This window comes from Paenibacillus sp. FSL F4-0097, from assembly GCF_038593125.1.
Classification (GTDB): domain Bacteria; phylum Bacillota; class Bacilli; order Paenibacillales; family Paenibacillaceae; genus Paenibacillus_AQ; species Paenibacillus_AQ odorifer.
Map to the genome: position 1 here is coordinate 583237 of NZ_CP151965.1, position 18008 is coordinate 601244.

An 18008-nucleotide genomic window follows, 5' to 3' on the forward strand; every position below is an offset into this window, starting at 1 on the left:
GCTTGAATCTATAATATAGAAAAGTAAGAGATGGATTTATTGATAAGATCGGCGGTGTCTGGTTCCGGGCAACTGTGTTTCTGCTGGGAGGCAGTGGAAAAAGCTTTGGAAGGTTTGTAGTAGAGCCGTTCACTTCTGGAATTGCTCCCCCCAGCTGCAACACTGTACAGACGCCCTTGCTGAATATGCCCAGCCAAGGATTTACCCTGGAGCTTGGCCTTTAAATCCTGCAAAGCACCCTGAACTAGCTCAAGCTTAACCTGCTCCCAATCTGAACCTTCGCGGCGGACCTTATCCAGCGCTTCCTCAAGACGGCAATGACAGATAGCCCGTAAAAAAGAACTCCATTTAATGAGATCGAAATTTTTGGTGTTGGCAGAGATTAGACAAGCCCCCCAACTGCAACCTCCCTTACAGGTGAGCTTCAGAATACCATAACGGCAGCCTTCAGCCCCTTCCATTCCATAGTGAATAGGCTCGGGTTCATCCAATACAAATACTTCAATGCGGGATAGTCTGCGCTGGTCCATAGTAGGGTTCCTCCTTAGATTTCCAAAAGCTTTAAGTCTACATGATGAGTGACACTAGCCTTTTCTACACAGGCGAGCATTTCCATTTTATTCTCACAGACTGCGGTATGCTCTAGCCATAGTCGGAACTTCTCTTTCCGTATAACAGATAGATGTAAGGGAAAGGTGCTGCGGGATCTCAAGACATACCAACCGGCGCTTACATCTTTCCAAGGCTCCTTGAAGGCTGTAAACCACGGGAGTTTTTGATGCGATGACCAATCCTGCTGCTGTTGTTGTTCTCGAATTTTTTTATATATTTCATATACAATCTTAGAGTCTAAACAGTCTTTACAAGAAGAAGGTGTACTGAATTGGCGAAGGGCTTGGATCTGGTTCTGGCCAAATGCATAACCTACAATGTACCTGTGATTATTTTCTTCGAACCACAAGGCCCCGAAACAAACGTAATTTAGACTTATCGGCTCAAGCAGCCCTTGATGTATCCCTAAATAATAGTGCTTCAAAACATTCACCCCATCCAGCGTGCTATCACCTAATAGGCTCAGGTAACGCAAAAACCGCAGCAAGAGGAGGACCTCTGCTGCGGTTTTGGATTACAGGCAGATATACCTGGGCCAAAGCGTGGCGGATCAAGGGTCTCTCTCTTTACGCTTACGAGGTTAGCTGTCGGATTCGGACGGTGAGAGTCGCCCTACCTATTGAGACTTACGCAGTCTCCTTTGGATTCACCCCAAGTAGGCCAGGTGGCCTGATGGTTCCCCCGTTCCCTGCGAATGCAGGAACTCAGCGTTGATTGTTTTTCATGAATTAGATTCAACCCGAATCATACTCTTTTCAAGATTTTCTGTAAAAAACGGAAAATGTTCTTTTAGAGCGATTTTAACCATATCCTGCCGACTACGACTGAAAAACGAGGTAAATAGGTATTTATGGCGTGTTATCGAGCTCTTTCTCGCTCAACCTCAGCTTCTTGCGTTTCAACCTATAAAGGAAATTTGCAGTATTTTCACCCTAAAAAGGTGAATAAAATCACATGGGTTATAGATAGCGATTAAACGCTCGAAACTCGAGTAAACAAGAGATATAGAGAGATTAGATATCAAGTAAGCGCTATCTAATGGGAAAATAGTTTTTAATTTGCATTATTTTGGCATCATTCAGGTTTTACAAGTCTTCGTGCATAAGAGTATGATTACTCCTGTTTCAACGACAATCGAATATTTGATCCGCTTAATTTCCGATAAGGAAAGCGGGGGAACCAACAATCGGCAGCCGATGTGAGAGTCGGAAGCTGATTATGGGGTGAATCCTGTAGAGGGTGCGAGTGAGCTCGCATCTATACAGGTAGGGCGACTCTCACCGCCCGAATCCGACAGCTAACCTCGTAAGCGTATGGAGAGAGGATGAGTGCAATGTGACCGCTAGCGAGCCACAGAGGAGATCCTTTGTGGCTTTTTGCTGTGCTCTTAGAAGCAAAGCATTTATGGAGGCCTCCCCCAAGAGGTCGCTAAATTCATCATTAGCGGTATTTGTTAGGCAGCGTCTAATGACGTGACACAACCGAGCTTTAGGTTGTGCCCGAAAATGACGATAGGTCAACATCCTTTCGGAGATTTTCGTTGCCTCCTTGTTGTAAATGAGCAGGAGGAGAAAAAAGAGATGACGGATCAGAATGAATATGTGCTTGTATGTGCGCCTACAAAGGCGGGAGAACATTTCATTAAACTTCTGAAGTTCAGGGGTATTAAGATGGCGGGATTAACCAACAATCTGGCTGAGAAAGCTTTACTAGAGGAGCTCGGAATCGAGCAGGTTATTCTAGTGGATACCCGCCATCAGAGCACTTGGTTTCGCCCATCGTTCCCGGTAGGCAGGGTATATCTGTTTGAGAGCAGCTTTCCGCTTTGCTGCCGCTATATTCAGATGTGCCGTACCTGGACGACACAGCCAATTTTTGTGATTACAAGTTCTATAAATCCTAGATTGGTCTATAAAAGACTTGGTGCGAGCTATGTAATCTATTCCCATAGTGGTGATGCTGATTTTCTAATCGATAGATCACCTCATCAAGGATAATGGAAGGAGTGCGGAAGATATGAGGGATCTGTATATGGTGGCTTCGTTAGCTGTAATTTACGGGTTATTTTATGGCTTTATGCGCTGGTGCGCAGGTGTAGTTGAGGATACGGGGAGGGATAAGCTGTGATTCTAGTAATCGCTGTTACCCTACTGTTGTTTATATATCTGGTTTACGCGTTGATTCATCCTGAGAAATTTTAAGGAGGGGCATTCATGGGCATTTTGCAAATAGTCGTCGTAATTGTAATTCTCATCTTGTTGGTCAAGCCGATGGGGACGTATTTATATCATGTATTTTCTAACGAACCGAATCGTACGGATCGCTGGTTTGCAGGCACAGAGAAAGGTATTTATAAGCTGATCGGCCTGAAAAAACGGGACGGAATGTCCTGGAAGAAGTATGCACTCAGCTTTGTTTTAACTAATATCGTACTGGTTGCTTTCAGTTATATTTTTCTAAGATTACAGCGGGGATTGCCGCTGAACCCGAATGGAATTGCCGATATGGAACAGACGCTTTCATTAAATACGGTGATCAGCTTTATGACCAATACGAACCTGCAGCATTATAGCGGGGAGACGGGACTATCGTATTTTTCACAAATGGCAGTCATCACGATGATGATGTTCACGTCTGCAGCGAGCGGATTTTCTGTTGCGGTTGCTTTTGTCAGAGGGATTACAGGACAGAAATCAGTCGGAAATTTTTTTGAGGACTTCGTAAAAGCACATATTCGTGTATTCATTCCATTAGCTCTGCTAGTTTCATTGGTGCTGGTAGGATTGCATGTGCCACAAACGCTCAAGCCATCGCTTGAGGTCACTACACTCGAAGGGCAGACGCAACAAATCGCTATCGGTCCAGTCGCTTCTTTGGAGTCAATTAAACACTTAGGTACGAATGGTGGCGGCTTCTTCGGAGCCAATTCAGCGCATCCTTTTGAGAACCCTAATCCACTTACGAACGTTCTGGAGATTCTCTCTATGTGGATGTTGCCAGCCTCTTTGCCATATATGTACGGGTTGTTCGCTAAGAACAAACGTCAGGGCTGGGTGATTTTCACAGCAATGATGACCTTGTTCGTTCTGCTGCTGGGGCTGAATTATTATGCGGAAACTAAAGGGAATCCCGCTATTAATGCGCTGGGGATCGAGTCTTCGCAAGGCAGCATGGAAGGTAAAGAGGTACGTTTTGGGATCCCGCAATCTTCTCTGTTCACTTCGGTAACAACGGCAGCTACGACAGGTAGTGTTAACAATATGCATGATACGCTGACACCGCTGGGTGGCATTACCCCTCTGGCCCTAATGATGCTCAATAACGTCTTCGGGGGAAAAGGTGTAGGACTAATCAATATGCTGATGTATGCCATCATGGGCGTCTTCTTATGTGGACTAATGGTTGGCAGAACACCAGAGTTTCTCGGGCGAAAGATAGAAGCCAAGGAGATGAAGCTGATTGCGATTGCTATCCTTGTGCATCCGTTCATTATCCTTGTACCAACAGCAGGTGCGTTCTTAACGGACTTGGGCAACGGTTCCATCACGAATCCCGGATTCCATGGACTTAGCCAAGTGTTATATGAATATGTCTCTTCTGCCGCGAACAATGGTTCAGGATTTGAAGGGCTTGCGGACAATACCACCTTTTGGAATGTTACAACCGGGATCGTAATGCTGCTTGGCCGTTATGTCTCTATAATCGCAATGCTGGCAGTTGCAGGTTCACTGATCCAGAAGAAGCCGGTTCCTGAGACGATTGGCACATTCCGCACAGACAATGGTCTGTTCACCGGAATTCTGATTGGTACGGTAGTGATTATCGGTGCGCTGACGTTTCTGCCGGTCATTGTGCTCGGCCCGATTGCAGAATATTTGACCTTACGGTAGGAAGAGGGAGAACAAGATGAGTACTGTAAAAAGAAAAAAGCTGCTGACGGGACCCATACTCCTAAGCGCTGTAAAGGATAGCTTTATTAAGCTTAACCCGGTGACGTTAATCAAAAATCCGGTCATGTTCGTAGTCGAAATCGGCACGATTATTGTATTGCTTATGGTACTGGCCCCCGGATATTTTAATGCAGAGAAATCGGTAGGCTTCAATATCACGGTGTTGTTCATTCTGTTATTCACAGTGCTGTTTGCCAACTTCGCTGAAGCGCTGGCTGAAGGCCGCGGGAAGGCCCAGGCGGATTCGCTTAAGAAAACGAAACAGGATATCACAGCTAATAAGCTCGTTGGAGGGTCTGTGAAGACCGTTTCTTCCTCCGAGCTGCGGAAAGGAGATATCGTGATCGTCAGTCAGGGAGAACTTATCCCTGGCGATGGTGAAGTGATTGAAGGGCTGGCCTCCGTAGATGAATCGGCAATTACAGGTGAATCTGCACCTGTTATTAAGGAAGCCGGCGGAGATTTCGGCTCAGTCACAGGCGGCACCCGGGTAGTTAGTGATGAGATTAAAGTCAAAATTACCAGTGATCCCGGTGAGTCATTCTTGGATCGGATGATCTCCCTCGTTGAAGGGGCGAAACGTCAGAAGACACCCAATGAAATTGCACTAAATACACTCTTGATCAGTCTGACGTTGATTTTCCTGATTGTAGTAGTGACCTTGCGGCCTATTGCGACTTACCTGGGCGTTGATCTAGATATTCCTGTTATGATCGCCTTGCTGGTCTGTCTGATCCCGACCACAATCGGGGGACTGCTCTCCGCTATCGGGATAGCAGGGATGGACCGCGTCACACAGTTTAATGTCCTTGCTATGTCAGGGAAGGCCGTTGAAGCTGCCGGCGACATTAATACAATGATTCTAGATAAGACCGGTACGATTACTTTCGGAAACCGGATGGCGAGTGATTTTGTGCCAGTTGGAGATGAAACGGAAGCTGAGCTTACGGCTTGGGCAGCTATTAGTTCGCTAAAGGATGAGACTCCGGAAGGACGTTCTGTTATTGAGCTGGCTAAGAAGCTGGAACGCAGCTATGACAGCAAACTTGCTGAAGGCGGAGAGCTCGTAGAGTTTAAGGCTGAGACCCGGATGAGTGGTATAGATCTGCGTGATGGACGATCTGTTCGTAAAGGGGCAGTCGATTCCGTGAAGAAATGGGTACAGTCGAAGGGCGGAGTCATTCCCGCGAACCTCGACAGTAATTCCGATGCTATCGCTCGAATGGGGGGGACCCCGCTTGCTGTTGCGGTAGACAACCGGATTTATGGACTTATTTACTTAAAGGATACAGTTAAGCCAGGCATGAAAGAGCGGTTTGATGAGCTGCGAAAAATGGGAATCAAGACTATCATGTGTACAGGGGACAATCCGCTGACCGCAGCTACTATTGCCCGTGAAGCAGGGGTAGATGATTTTATTGCAGAGAGTACACCTGAGGATAAAATAGCGGTTATCCGCCGCGAGCAGAACGAAGGCAAGCTGGTGGCAATGACTGGTGATGGTACGAATGACGCACCTGCCCTCGCCCAAGCTGATGTGGGCTTAGCGATGAACAGCGGGACCACAGCCGCTAAGGAAGCAGCAAATATGGTTGATCTGGACTCCGATCCCTCGAAGATCATTGAGGTTGTAGCTATTGGTAAACAGCTACTGATGACGCGGGGCGCGTTGACAACGTTCAGTATTGCGAATGATATCGCTAAATACTTCGCAATTATTCCGGCAATGTTCATGCTCGCTATTCCTGAAATGGAAGCCCTGAATGTCATGGGATTGGGTTCACCTAGCTCGGCAATTATATCTGCATTAATATTTAATGCGATTATTATTCCGCTGCTGATCCCATTGGCTATGAAAGGTGTCTCGTATAAAGCGATGAGTTCTACGAAGCTGCTGGGACGTAATATTTTTATCTATGGTTTAGGTGGAGTAGTCGTTCCTTTTGCGGGCATCAAACTTATTGATTTGCTCGTAAGTGTATGGATATAACAACGGATTAACTAATCATTGAAAGGGTGAGAGCATCGTGAATAACAGAAAATCGATTGCGGACGCTGAAGAACAGTTGTCACCATCGAAGGGTGCTAATTTCTTTATCATATTACGGCTATGTCTAGTGTTTGTTGTTCTCTGCGGAGTGATTTATCCTCTGACTACTACAGCGATTGCTCAAGTTCTGATGCCATCGCAAGCGAACGGCAGTCAGCTGAAGAATGACGCTGGAGTAGTAGTGGGTTCAGAACTCATCGGGCAGAGCTTTACGGACCCGGCATTATTCCATGGACGTGTATCCAGCATTGATTATAAAGCGGAAGCTTCAGGCTCCAACAACTATGGCCCATCCAACCCCGATATGCTGCAGCGGACGAAGGATTCCATCACACAGTGGCAGCTGGATAATCCGGATGTGCCTGTAAACAAGCTGCCGGTTGATTTAGTAACCAACTCAGGTTCAGGTCTTGATCCGCATATCACTCCTGCATCGGCAATTGTGCAGATTCCCCGGATCAGTAATTTGACCGGGATTCCAGCCACGCAGCTGGAAGAGCTAGTGAATAAGCAGACCGAAGGTCGTGATCTAGGGCTGTTTGGTGAAGAACGGGTAAATGTTCTGAAGCTGAATATGGAGCTCCAGAAATTAACGAACAAATAAATATAGCTAATATCCCTGCCCGATTGTTCAAACTGGGTCAGGGATATCTTGCTTTTGGCATAGAAGAGTGAATGGATGAACGGGTTATTAAGGAGTGGTCTTGATGGGAACATATCGGAGGAAGACGCCGGAGGAACTGCTGCTCTCTATCTATGAGCTGCATCGTGGACGCCTGAAGATCTATATAGGTCCGGTCAGTGGATCAGGCAAGACCTATCAGATGCTGCGTGAGGGGCAGGCGCTGAAAGCACAGGGCATCGATGTTGTAATCTGTGCGGTTTCAACCAACCAGAGTCCAGAAACAAGGGATCAGCTGGGTGACTTGGAACGGATTCCAAGTATTCATTGGTTTCAGAAGGAGATCGAGAAGAAGGATCTGGACGTGGAGGCCATTGTGGCGCGTAATCCAGAGGTTGTACTGACCGATGGATTGGCTCATCATAATCGCGAGGGTGCGGAGAGATCAACTAGGCTGGAGGATATCAAATATTTATTGGGTTGTGGAATTAGTGTCATCACAACTGTAAACGTATACGAGCTGGAGGGCGCAGCAGATCTAGCGCGAAAGTGGACGGGGATTGAGGTGGAGTATTCCTTGCCTGCGGAAGTGCTCACCCTTGCAGATGATATCGTTCTAATTGATGTGACTCCGGAAAAGATACTTCAACGTTTGTCCGAAGGACATTTGGGCAAGAAGCAGCGGACATCGCTTTTTAACAAAGGGAATCTAAGCAAGCTGCGGGAGCTGGCGCTGAGAATGGTAGCGGAGGATGTTAATGGTTCGCTGGAGAAGCATCGGGAGGAGCAAGGGTTGCTGGGAGCTTCGGGGATTGCCGAAAAAGTGTTGGTGTCCGCACAGTATTATTGGAATGGCTCGATTCATATCCGCCGTGGACAGCAAATCGCTAAACGGTTAAACGGAGATCTGGCGGTGGTATCCTTCTGGAAGCAGGGCCTGACGCCCTCTAAGGAAGCAGCAACCTTCAAGCGATCCCTATGGAAGCTGACTGAGAAGATTGGGGCCTCGATGGAGGAGATTTCTTTTCGCTCGAAGAGGGAGATTCCAGGACTACTAGTGAAATACGCCATCCAGCATAATATTACCCGTATCGTTATGGGACACTCCAAGCAAACGGCGTGGCAGGAGCTGTGGAAGGGTTCGATTGCTAACTCATTGTTAAAGCAAATCCGCGGAGTAGATGTGTTTTTCGTGGCTGATCGTGCTGAGCGTGAGGGAGAACGCGTTCTTCCTACCCGGCAGAGCCGAAATGAGCGGAAAGCCGATGCCTATCACAGATTAAGCAGTCAGGAAGTAAAGGATAAAATCGATGCCATTCGTGGGGGCACATTTAAAGTGTACATTGGTGCTGCTCCCGGAGTGGGCAAGACTTATAAGATGCTGCGAGAAGGAAATGATCTCTTAAAGAGAGGGATCGATGTTGTTATTGGATTACTAGAAACGCATGGACGTAAAGAAACCCTTGAACAGATCGGTGAGCTGGAGATCCTTCCGCGACTGAGTATTGACTATCGGGGGACTGTCCTTGAGGAAATGGATACGGCAGCTATCATTAAGCGTAATCCGGAGGTCGTACTGGTAGATGAACTGGCACATACCAATATGCCGGGCAGCAAACATAAGAAGCGGTATATGGATGTTATGGAGTTATTGGATGCAGGGATCTCTGTAATCTCCACAGTGAATGTTCAGCACTTAGAAAGCTTGAATGATGCTGTAGAACAAATTACCGGAGTTAGAGTTAGAGAGACTTTCCCAGACAGCATTCTGCAACGGGCCGACGAGGTTGAACTTATCGATGTATCTCCTAAAACACTGCAAGAGCGGATGAAGGATGGGAAAATATATGCGATGACCAAAGTGGATCAGGCGCTGGGGGCTTTTTTCAAAATCGGCAATCTAATCGCCCTCCGTGAACTGGCGCTGCGGGAAATTGCTGATGATGTGGATGAACGTCTGGAGGCCTGGGAACGTGTCGGGTCGCTGCGGGGACCTTGGCGGCGGCAGGAAGTGATCTATGTGTGCATCACCTTAGGAGATCATGCGGAACGTCTGATTCGGCGAGGTTTTCGGATTGCCTATCGTCTAAAAGCTTGCTGGTATGTTACGTACGTACAGGAATATAAGCAGAGCGGGCCTTCTTACGATAAACGAATTAATGATTTGAAAGAATTGACGGAACGACTGGGTGGAACGTTTAAGATGATTCCTAACGTGCTCCCGGCACGAGTGTCTTCCTTGCTGCTTGAAAGGTCTCAAGCCTTACAGAGCACACAGATTATTATCGGTCAATCTCAACGCTCCTGGGTACGTAAATGGCTGCGTGGGGATGTCACTAAGCAGATTCTGCGTTCGGCCAGAAATGTAGATGTACTGGTCGTGGCAAATCTTATGCGTGAGGAACCTTAAGCTTTAGAACAATGAAAAAAGGGGATTCCTAGCCAAGTGGCTGTTGGAATACCCTTTTTTGGTATGCATATATCAAGTGCTAAATAATTAACCGGATGAATTACTGGGCCGCTTCGATGAGTGCTTTCAGCTCGGGAAGATTGAATCCTTTGGTGGCATGATCCCCTGCTACAGTAACAGGAACACCCATGAAACCAAGCTTTTCGACTTCCTCTTGATAGACTGTGCTAGTCATAACATCTCTTACTTCAAAAGGGATACCTTGCTCCGTAAGATATTGTTTGACCAGATTACAATCGCTGCAGCCTGCTGTTGAATAAACAATCACTTGCTGGCTCATTGGTTCACAGCCTCTTTGATAGCATCTCTTGTGATCTTCCAGTGGGAAGTGTTCCAGCGAACCTCATTATCCTCAAGCAGGAAGAGCTGTGGAGATTCATGCTTAATCCCGAAATCCTCGGCAATTTGATTGGAAACTGGACGATCCTCGATGACTAGAACTACTGCTGCTGCAGTATCCGCATCCTTTAGATAAGCCTGGAATTCTTCATTAGCTTTGGCGCTAATCGGGCAGGTAGTGCTGTGTTTGAACAGCAGTTTTTTGCCAGGTTTATCCACATACTGCTTAAGATCTTCCAATGTATGAAGTTGTTGAATAGACATAGATATCACCCTCCTGGGATCGTTATTTTACTAACCATTGTGTTGTTAACAACCTGTAATCATGATTGTAACATATATTAAATTTAAAACAAAAAGGATTCTGGAGCAGCTAATCCAAGGATGACCAAACCCTCATTTTAGCGCGTTGAAAAAAAGGGGACGGCATGCTAAGGTGAAAGCAAGACAACTTGCTTCAATAATCCTTACTAGGTAGGAGTGTTGATAAGAATGAACAGAGTCGCATGTGTGACTGGAGCTGATCGGGGTCTTGGATTGTCTCTTGTACACTCTCTTTTAGAGAAACAGTTCTCAGTATTTGCTGGACAATACATGAGAGACGCAGATGAATTGAAAGCGCTTCAAGAAGAGTATCCGGAACAGCTGGAACTTATTCCACTCGATATTGGTAGTAAGGATAGTGTAAAGCAGGCAGCAAGGGCTATCGCCAGCAGAACTGGGCATGTTGATATTCTTATTAATAATGCCGGAATTATTCATTCCGCAGATGATGCTACGATGCTGGTGGATATGGATGATGAGGGCATGGCAGAGATTTATAATGTGAATACGCTAGGCGCGTTGAGAGTCAGCAATGCACTTATGGGCCTATTATTGCAAAGTAAGGATAAATTAATTGTTAATATTTCTTCGGAAGCGGGCAGCATTGGCAGAAATAAGCGTATTAATATGTACGGCTACTGCATGTCTAAAGCGGCACTGAATATGCAGTCCTCCCTGATGCACAATCATCTAAAGACGCTTGGGGGTCAAGTGATGGTGTTTCACCCCGGCTGGATGAAGACTTATATGCATGGCGAAAAAAATGAGCAAGCGGATATTTCACCTGATGTGTCCGCAGATCAGATTATAAGTCAGGTTATGGAGTATAAAAAATATCTAGGGGATGAGCCGGCCTATCTTGATGTGGATGGCAATACATGGCCTTGGTAGAGGGGTTTCCCGTAATCAAAAAAAGTACACGAAGAAAGGCGATGATAGGATGTCTATACTAAAGGCACTGGCACTCGGAAGTTATACGGAGGTTAAATATCATCCATTTGCGGGTGTAGACCGGGAGATTGAGCAGATACTGGCCAATGATCTACAGGTAATCTCCTCGGAAGATTACGGGCTGCTTAATAAAGAAACATTATCTGACTACAAGCTGGCAATCTCCTATACCGAATTCTCCGATGATAAAATACCGGCGGAACAAAGCAGCGCATTGCTCTCCTATGTGGCTAATGGTGGCGGATTACTAGTGGTACATAACGGAATCTCCTTACAGCGTAATCAGGAGCTAGGCGCCATGCTGGGAGCTCATTTCACTCATCATCCAGAATTCACTTCGCTCCAGATGTCCATACCGGCAGGGGAGCATCCCATTATGCAGGGAATCGAAGAATTTGTGATCGATGATGAGCCTTATTATTTTGAGCAGCATCCCTATTTCAAAACAACTGTGCTTATGGAATATCCTCATGATGGGGCAATGAGGCAGGCGGCTTGGTGCCATGAATTTGGTCTAGGCCGGGTTGTTTATTTAATGCCTGGTCATCATTTGCCGTCATTTTCCGTAGAGCCTTTTCGCCAGATGATTCGTAGAGGTGGACTTTGGGCGGCGGGATTATTGTAGGATATAAGCGGATATACCTGTTGTAACATAAAACACGAGTCCAACTGCGGGTTAACTGCGGTTGGATTTTTTTTGTTGACTCTAACATTGGTGTCAGGGTTTATACTGGTGTAGAACAATTCTCATGAACCCCGGGGAGAATGCTATGAAAATAGGTGAGCTTGCTAAACTGACGGGCGTAAGCGTCCGTTCACTTCGTTACTATGAGAGTCAGGGATTAATCTCGCCGATCCGTCAGGCCAACGGATATCGGGAGTACTCTTTACTTGCTGTAGAGACGGTAGAAACGATTAAACTATATTTGAACCTGGGTCTGTCGACAGAGCAGATCGCGGGCTTTCTACATTGTGTGTTGAAGAACAAAGAAGCCTTCTGCGCAGAAGTGATGCCACTATACCGCAGTAAACTGGAGGATATTGAACGTCAGCTTGTAGAGCTAAATCAGATCAAGAGGAATTTGGAAGAACGAATGGCATCTATCTTGCAGGAGCAGGATGAGAGCAAGTTGGGCGCGTGTACACTGGAGAACTTGGAATAGGTACTGCTGGTGCTGGAAAATATGAGGAGGAATGGCAAATGTCAATTATAAATGCCGATAGCGCGGATTGGGTGCGGGCAGAAATACGTGGTGGAGGAACCGTGCTGGTGGATTATGGTGCGCCATGGTGCCCCCCTTGTAAGGTGCTGTTGCCTCTTCTGGAAGATCTTCACCAGGAATATGGAGACGATGTTTCTATTGTAAAGGTGAATTGTGATGAACTTCCGGATCTTGCTGGGGAAGCTGGTGTTATGGGGATGCCTACTGTCATTGTATATAAAGAGGGACAGCCTATAGAAAAGCTGGTCGGTCTGCGTCCGAAAGCAGCCTACCAAGGCATACTGAACAAGGTTCTCCAAGCATAAGGCAATAAATATAAAGATGAAATTAGGGAGACTCCATATTGTGGGGTCTTCTTTTTGTGCATGAATTAACCATCTTCGGTAAAAAATACGAACACAGCTATAAAGGAGGTGATGAGGGTGTGGGGTAGTATTTTAGAGCTAATTCCTAAATGGAGCGTAATTTTCCAAGGTTTTATGATCTTTTTCGTTCCGTTTATTCTAATTCGTACGACGAGTTGGGCTAGGGCAAAGGAAGATACGATAAGTACTAGAGCAAAAAAAGCTGCCGGCAGCATAGGCGGGGGTGTTCCTTACGGAGAAACATCTATAGGTACTAGCGGCACGAAAAAGGTTGCTAAGCCAGATGGATCGGCTGATCTAAGTGAAGGTCCTACAGGAGCAAGCTATAGCGGTCAATTTCGGGAGGATTTGCAACGATTTAAAGAGATGAGCACAGATATGCATGATGTGAGTTTTCGGGAGTTGCGTATCGGAGGTATAAAGCTGCAAGCGGCCCTTATATTTGTAGATGGATTGACGGATAAAGATAAAATGGATCGGAATATTCTGAAGCCTTTAATGGATGCTTATCAGGTCTTTAAGGATCCCCATACGATACCGGAAGCAAAGGATCTAAAAGATATTCTCATTCATGAAATTGTGCTTATTTCGGAAGTTGAGTTTACGGATAATGTGAAGCTCTCGCTTCAAAAGGTGTTGTTCGGCTCTGTAGTGCTGCTAGTGGAAGGGATACCGGAGGTTATTGTGCTCAGCACCCCGAAGGGGAACACAAGAGGGATAGAGGAGCCTGAATCAGAGGCAGTCTTGCGGGGATCACGAAGCTGATCTAATGAGACGTTAAGTGACAACACAGCATTACTGCGCAGGCACGGGCAAAGCACAGAGCTAGCGATGATTTCGTTTACTGTAGGAAAGAGAATGAAGAAGGATTTGGTTCTAACTTATATCAAAGATATCGCGAATGATGAACTTGTCGAAGAAGTCAAACGAAGAATTAGGACGATTGATATAGATGATGTGCAAGAATCTGGTTATGTGGAGCAATTAATCGAAGATAATAGCTTCACGCCATTCCAGCAGATTCAGAATACGGAAAGACCTGACCGCGTAATGGCAGCGCTACTGGAAGGGAGAGTAGCTATTTTACTGGATGGCACTCCCTTTGCCCTGATCATGCCAGTTTCCTTCGGGATGCTGCTGCAATCACCTGAGGATTATTACGATCGGTGGATGGTGGGTTCGTTGGTGCGCTTACTGCGTTTTCTCGCGGCATTGATATCAATGTTTGCACCGGCACTATATATTTCCTTCCTCTCCTTTCAGCCAGGATTGATTCCGACAAAGTTGGCTATTTCAATCATCAGCTCCCGCCAAGGTGTACCTTTTTCGGTATTAATCGAAGCATTGATTATGGAGACCTCCATCGAAATATTACGGGAGGCTGGACTCCGGCTGCCTAAACCTATCGGTCCTGCAATGGGGATTGTTGGCGGTCTAATCATCGGTCAAGCCGCGGTAGAAGCCGGAATTGTGAGTCCAATTCTAGTCATCGTTGTTTCAGTTACAGCAATTTCTTCCTTCACCATCCCTATGTATAGTGCTGGAATGACACTTCGCACGCTCCGTTTTGTAGCTATGTTTTCTGCAGCAGTCTTTGGATTATATGGAGTTGTGTTATTTTTCCTTTTCCTGAGTGCCCATTTAATCAAGCTAAGAAGCTTTGGCATGCCCTATCTTGGCATGTTCATACCGTATAAGATTAAGGATTGGAAAGATTTTATATTCCGTATGCCACTGCAATTTCTAACAGGCCGCCCTACGCTGTTGAAGCCGAAGGACCCCCGACGCAAAGGGTGAGGGGTCTAGGTAATGGAGGAAGAAATTATGAGTACCGAGGTTAAGGACCGAATTACTGCTGTTCAAGCAACGATCATATTAGCCAATTATACTATTGCGGCAGGGATACTTACCCTTCCTCGGACGATTGTAGAGGCTAGTGAGACTCCAGACGTATGGATCTCCGTTTTTTTAGGGGGAGTGATTACCTTTTTTACAGGTTTAATTATAGTGAAGCTTAGTCAACGGTTTCCAGGTCAAACCATCTTTCAATTTAGCGGGAAAATCATTGGCAAGCCACTTGGAGTGATTCTCTCTATATTAGTGATTGTTTATTTTCTGTGCATAGCCAGTTTTGAAGCACGTTCCGTGCAGGAAGTGACCTCTTTTTTTCTGCTGGAGGGAACCCCTCCTTGGGCTATTGTTGCCGTGTTTATTTGGATAGCCTTCTATTTGTGCAGAGGAGGGCTTAATGCCATAACTAGCATGTGTAGGTTGATTGTTCCGATTGCATGGACAGTTTTTGTTGGGGTATGTTTGCTTAGTGTTGAAGTTTTTGATATCGATAATCTGCGGCCTTTTCTTGGAGATGGGTTAGGACCGGTATGGAAGGGCATCAGGCCAACCATTCTGACTTTTACTGCTGGTGAAGCGATGCTGTTCATTGTTGCTTTTATGGATAAGCCACAAAAAGCAGTAAAGGTAATTATTGCTGGATCATGTATATCAACGTTCTTTTATCTTTTAGCCGTTGTAATGACTATTGGTGCGTTTTCTATAGATGGAGTGGTCACAAGAACTTGGCCATTTCTTGATCTAGTGAGAAGCTTTGAGGTGAATTATCTTATTTTTGAGAGGTTTGAATCGCTGCTGCTGGTAATCTGGATTATGCAAATTTTCTGCACCTTCTGCATCACTATTTATGCTGCTGCTTTGGGAGTTTCTCAAATATTTCATAAACGATTTAATAGCTGCTTATTGGCTATACTTCCAGTAGCCTATGTAGTTTCCAGAACGCCTCCAAATGTGAATGCTCTGTTTGCATTAGGGACAGTTGTGGGGAATTGGATGATCGTTTTATTTGGATTAATTCCATTGCCGCTGTTAATCATCGCACATTTCCGGAGGGCGGCTTCATGAAAAAGTGGAGAGTGTCGATTACATTTCTTATATTATGTATTCTGTTGACCGGTTGCTGGAGCAGCACACCTGTTGAGGAGTTGAGTATGGAGATTGGTGTTGCCCTGGACAGTGCGGAGGAGACAGGGGATGAGGAGGCAACTCAGCAAGGAGGTGGGGGGAATCCCATGCCTGCCCAAATAATGAGTACCTATCAGTTTACGATTCCTCAAGGCTCAGGAGGGTCAGGTATGAAGTCTGGGGCTTCCCCATCCTCAACCAGAAATTACTATAACATGAGTGAAGTAAGTGATTCGATGTTTGAAGCATTACGGGCACTTTCACTGCGTACTAGACGTACTCCGATCGGACATCACCTTAAGGTCATTGTGATCGGTGAGAAGCTTGCACGCTCTACTAAGTTTTCTGAGTTAATTGATTTCTTTAGCAGGGATAACGATATTCGTCCCAGTGTTCTACTATATGTCAGCAAGGGAAAAGCCAGAGATGTATTGGAAAATGCGCTGCCGGGCCAAACCCCTTCATTTGTATTAGAGGGGATTTTTGTGAATAGAAGTCGGAGCACGAGGATATGGGAGCCAGTTTCAATAGCTAAAGTAGCGGGTCCTTTGCATGGTAAAAGAAGTTTCATGTTGCAGAATGTAATATCTTTAGAAAAAGAGAAGGAGACAAAGCTGGATGGAGCAGGCGTAATTAAAGGGAAAACGGGAAAACTCGTTGGTTTTTTTGATGCATCGGAGCTGGAAGGAATGGTCTGGCTGACTGGAAAGGGAGAGGGGGGTGCTCTCAAAGCATACGACCCGTCTAACAATAAGCTCATTACCTATGAAATCAAATCCCTGGGTAGCAAGTATAAGGCTATTGTGAAGGATGGGAAGATCTCCTTTCATGTGAAAATAGAATCTACGGGGAGATATGGTGAGGCTTTTGCTAAGAGTGCGAAGAAGTTACATGACGGCATTGTAAAGGAGGATAAAGCAGTGCTAGAGAAGCATGTCGTAGACATGCTTCAGGTCACTGTGAAAAAAATGCAGAAGGAGCTGCATACAGAGGTTGCAGGTTTCGGCAACGCTTTGCGTATTCAACATCCAGCCGTATGGCGGAGCGTAGAGGATAACTGGGATGAAACCTTTAGCGAGATTCCGATTACCTATGAAGTGAAACTGAATATTGAAGAGTATGGTGCATCAGATACATCGGCTGAATAGAAAGGGCTATTTGCAATGTTGCATGGAGCTACTTCGTTTGTGTCTGGATAGGAATGACATCATTCTGATGCAGTGCATCGAGCACTTCATCCTTTAATTGAGATGTGAAGGCATTCCATGTTTTTTTACCGATGTCCAGTTCTTCACGTCCAATAGCATTCAGTGTTTCTAGCCACAGACGTTTGTCGTTAATCAGCCCAAGTTGATCTTGAATCTCCTTATAGATCTCCTCATGCGCATGAAATTTCTGATTTAACGCAAAATCGGCTGCACTCGCGGTATAGCGCAGTTCCTTAGCGGCAATTCTTAGCTGGTGCAAAGCGTCGAAGGCTTCTTTAGATTCGGCATTGTCTTCATGAAAAATAGCTTTACAGGTTTTTTTCTTCTGCTCATAAGCGATCTCAAGCTCACGCATAACAACGTTAACATTCTTTTTTGCGACTAGGGCTTCAAGCTGCTCGCTTAGGAAGGTCTTCCACTTTTCCTCGAGGCCTTCATTGATTAGTTCAGGCAGCTCATTAGTGAGCTTCTTGCGGTAAGTTTTGCGCTTGTCCTTTTGGTAAGCAATCACTGCCTTTAACAGGTCTGCAGTTTTAGAATCTCCGTTCTCCTTCGCTTGCTTGCGCTTGTTCTTAAAAGATTCTATTAGAACATCTGCATCTCTCACTTTACCTAATCTCTTTTGCGCTTTTTTGAAAATAGGGTACAGGCCTGAAGTGTGCCGCGGATCAAGAATGGATAATAGACTTAGCAGCTTACGGCAGTTCACTCTTGCCTGGTGGATATCTTCATCAGCGAATTTATTTAATGCGTCATGGCTGTAATCCCAAAAGTTGATATAAAGGTGGTTAAGGGCTTGTTCCCATTGCTTTGTTTTGGTTAGCTGTCGTTCTTTGGTCAGCTTGTCTCCTGTCATGCAGCATCACTCCTTAACGTTTGGGATAGCATGAATTTAGGGCTTCCCCTATTATGCTCTGG

16 protein-coding genes, 1 pseudogene and 2 riboswitches are annotated in these 18008 nt (G+C 45.7%); of the genes and pseudogenes, 12 read left to right on the plus strand and 5 right to left on the minus strand.

Annotated features, from left to right (window positions below):
• Nucleotides 1-8 precede the first annotated feature (8 nt).
• The gene (locus tag MHH86_RS02600; RefSeq protein ID WP_052096743.1) at nucleotides 9-530 is read right to left on the minus strand and encodes a hypothetical protein; all 522 of its coding nucleotides are present in this window, start codon (nucleotides 528-530) and stop codon (nucleotides 9-11) included.
• A gap of 14 nt (nucleotides 531-544) precedes the next feature.
• Nucleotides 545-1099, minus strand: coding sequence for a hypothetical protein (locus tag MHH86_RS02605; protein ID WP_036676704.1), 555 nt, complete (start codon nucleotides 1097-1099; stop codon nucleotides 545-547).
• A gap of 68 nt (nucleotides 1100-1167) precedes the next feature.
• A riboswitch (cyclic di-AMP (ydaO/yuaA leader) is annotated at nucleotides 1168-1332 on the minus strand.
• 418 nt (nucleotides 1333-1750) lie between these two features.
• Nucleotides 1751-1940: riboswitch (cyclic di-AMP (ydaO/yuaA leader) on the plus strand.
• Between the two features lie 177 nt (nucleotides 1941-2117).
• On the opposite strand from MHH86_RS02605, the gene MHH86_RS02610 reads away from it, so the two are divergent.
• The 5 genes from MHH86_RS02610 (at nucleotide 2118) to MHH86_RS02630 (ending at nucleotide 9644) form a co-directional block, all read left to right on the plus strand.
• Complete coding sequence (locus tag MHH86_RS02610; protein ID WP_306083442.1) at nucleotides 2118-2609, plus strand: hypothetical protein; 492 nt, start codon at nucleotides 2118-2120, stop codon at nucleotides 2607-2609.
• Nucleotides 2610-2825: 216 nt separating this feature from the next.
• Nucleotides 2826-4502 (plus strand): potassium-transporting ATPase subunit KdpA, encoded by a 1677-nt coding sequence (gene kdpA, locus MHH86_RS02615; RefSeq protein WP_076101364.1) that lies wholly within the window; start codon nucleotides 2826-2828, stop codon nucleotides 4500-4502.
• Between the two features lie 16 nt (nucleotides 4503-4518).
• Complete coding sequence (kdpB, locus tag MHH86_RS02620; RefSeq protein ID WP_076101365.1) at nucleotides 4519-6552, plus strand: potassium-transporting ATPase subunit KdpB; 2034 nt, start codon at nucleotides 4519-4521, stop codon at nucleotides 6550-6552.
• 55 nt (nucleotides 6553-6607) lie between these two features.
• On the plus strand, nucleotides 6608-7216 hold the full coding sequence (gene kdpC, locus MHH86_RS02625; protein ID WP_339212045.1) for a potassium-transporting ATPase subunit KdpC: 609 nt from the start codon (nucleotides 6608-6610) through the stop codon (nucleotides 7214-7216).
• A 103-nt stretch (nucleotides 7217-7319) separates the two neighbouring features.
• Nucleotides 7320-9644, plus strand: coding sequence for a histidine kinase (locus MHH86_RS02630; RefSeq protein ID WP_038568549.1), 2325 nt, complete (start codon nucleotides 7320-7322; stop codon nucleotides 9642-9644).
• A 100-nt stretch (nucleotides 9645-9744) separates the two neighbouring features.
• Here MHH86_RS02630 and MHH86_RS02635 read toward each other — a convergent pair whose 3' ends face one another.
• Together MHH86_RS02635 and ytxJ are read right to left on the minus strand one after the other, a co-directional pair.
• Nucleotides 9745-9984 carry a glutaredoxin family protein gene (locus tag MHH86_RS02635; protein WP_036676715.1) on the minus strand — a complete coding sequence of 80 codons (240 nt, stop codon included), beginning with the start codon at nucleotides 9982-9984 and terminating at the stop codon, nucleotides 9745-9747.
• On the minus strand, nucleotides 9981-10307 hold the full coding sequence (gene ytxJ, locus MHH86_RS02640; RefSeq protein ID WP_036676719.1) for a bacillithiol system redox-active protein YtxJ: 327 nt from the start codon (nucleotides 10305-10307) through the stop codon (nucleotides 9981-9983). Before ytxJ ends, MHH86_RS02635 begins: the two co-directional genes overlap by 4 nt.
• Nucleotides 10308-10535: 228 nt before the next feature.
• Here ytxJ and MHH86_RS02645 point away from each other — a divergent pair, with 228 nt between their 5' ends.
• From MHH86_RS02645 to MHH86_RS02675, 7 genes and pseudogenes are all read left to right on the plus strand, one after another.
• The gene (locus MHH86_RS02645) at nucleotides 10536-11258 is read left to right on the plus strand and encodes an SDR family NAD(P)-dependent oxidoreductase (protein ID WP_036676722.1); all 723 of its coding nucleotides are present in this window, start codon (nucleotides 10536-10538) and stop codon (nucleotides 11256-11258) included.
• A gap of 49 nt (nucleotides 11259-11307) precedes the next feature.
• Nucleotides 11308-11943 (plus strand): ThuA domain-containing protein, encoded by a 636-nt coding sequence (locus MHH86_RS02650; RefSeq protein WP_036676725.1) that lies wholly within the window; start codon nucleotides 11308-11310, stop codon nucleotides 11941-11943.
• 145 nt (nucleotides 11944-12088) lie between these two features.
• Nucleotides 12089-12481, plus strand: coding sequence for a MerR family transcriptional regulator (locus MHH86_RS02655; protein WP_036676727.1), 393 nt, complete (start codon nucleotides 12089-12091; stop codon nucleotides 12479-12481).
• Between the two features lie 38 nt (nucleotides 12482-12519).
• A complete protein-coding gene (locus MHH86_RS02660) occupies nucleotides 12520-12846 on the plus strand; it encodes a thioredoxin domain-containing protein (RefSeq protein WP_036676728.1) in 327 nt (108 codons plus the stop codon).
• A 111-nt stretch (nucleotides 12847-12957) separates the two neighbouring features.
• Nucleotides 12958-14703 (plus strand): annotated as a pseudogene (locus tag MHH86_RS02665) (spore germination protein).
• Nucleotides 14704-14730: 27 nt separating this feature from the next.
• Entirely contained in the window at nucleotides 14731-15822 is a 1092-nt protein-coding gene (locus tag MHH86_RS02670; protein ID WP_036676848.1) for a GerAB/ArcD/ProY family transporter, read from the plus strand.
• Complete coding sequence (locus MHH86_RS02675) at nucleotides 15819-17030, plus strand: Ger(x)C family spore germination protein (RefSeq protein WP_036676729.1); 1212 nt, start codon at nucleotides 15819-15821, stop codon at nucleotides 17028-17030. The genes MHH86_RS02670 and MHH86_RS02675 overlap by 4 nt, the downstream gene beginning before the upstream one ends.
• A gap of 28 nt (nucleotides 17031-17058) precedes the next feature.
• Here the strand turns inward: MHH86_RS02675 and MHH86_RS02680 are convergent, their stop codons facing one another.
• A complete protein-coding gene (locus MHH86_RS02680) occupies nucleotides 17059-17946 on the minus strand; it encodes a CHAD domain-containing protein (protein WP_036676731.1) in 888 nt (295 codons plus the stop codon).
• Between the last annotated feature and the right edge of the window lie 62 nt (nucleotides 17947-18008).

What these genes read in the sequence shown, in the direction of transcription:
- MHH86_RS02600 (WP_052096743.1), bottom strand. Translation starts at nt 530, where the DNA reads ATGGACCAGCGCAGACTATCCCGCATTGAAGTATTTGTATTGGATGAA.
- MHH86_RS02610 (WP_306083442.1), top strand. Translation starts at nt 2,118, where the DNA reads ATGACGATAGGTCAACATCCTTTCGGAGATTTTCGTTGCCTCCTTGTT.
- kdpA (WP_076101364.1), top strand. Translation starts at nt 2,826, where the DNA reads ATGGGCATTTTGCAAATAGTCGTCGTAATTGTAATTCTCATCTTGTTG.
- kdpB (WP_076101365.1), top strand. Translation starts at nt 4,519, where the DNA reads ATGAGTACTGTAAAAAGAAAAAAGCTGCTGACGGGACCCATACTCCTA.
- MHH86_RS02630 (WP_038568549.1), top strand. Translation starts at nt 7,320, where the DNA reads ATGGGAACATATCGGAGGAAGACGCCGGAGGAACTGCTGCTCTCTATC.
- MHH86_RS02635 (WP_036676715.1), bottom strand. Translation starts at nt 9,984, where the DNA reads ATGAGCCAGCAAGTGATTGTTTATTCAACAGCAGGCTGCAGCGATTGT.
- ytxJ (WP_036676719.1), bottom strand. Translation starts at nt 10,307, where the DNA reads ATGTCTATTCAACAACTTCATACATTGGAAGATCTTAAGCAGTATGTG.
- MHH86_RS02645 (WP_036676722.1), top strand. Translation starts at nt 10,536, where the DNA reads ATGAACAGAGTCGCATGTGTGACTGGAGCTGATCGGGGTCTTGGATTG.
- MHH86_RS02650 (WP_036676725.1), top strand. Translation starts at nt 11,308, where the DNA reads ATGTCTATACTAAAGGCACTGGCACTCGGAAGTTATACGGAGGTTAAA.
- MHH86_RS02655 (WP_036676727.1), top strand. Translation starts at nt 12,089, where the DNA reads ATGAAAATAGGTGAGCTTGCTAAACTGACGGGCGTAAGCGTCCGTTCA.
- MHH86_RS02660 (WP_036676728.1), top strand. Translation starts at nt 12,520, where the DNA reads ATGTCAATTATAAATGCCGATAGCGCGGATTGGGTGCGGGCAGAAATA.
- MHH86_RS02670 (WP_036676848.1), top strand. Translation starts at nt 14,731, where the DNA reads ATGAGTACCGAGGTTAAGGACCGAATTACTGCTGTTCAAGCAACGATC.
- MHH86_RS02675 (WP_036676729.1), top strand. Translation starts at nt 15,819, where the DNA reads ATGAAAAAGTGGAGAGTGTCGATTACATTTCTTATATTATGTATTCTG.
- MHH86_RS02680 (WP_036676731.1), bottom strand. Translation starts at nt 17,946, where the DNA reads ATGACAGGAGACAAGCTGACCAAAGAACGACAGCTAACCAAAACAAAG.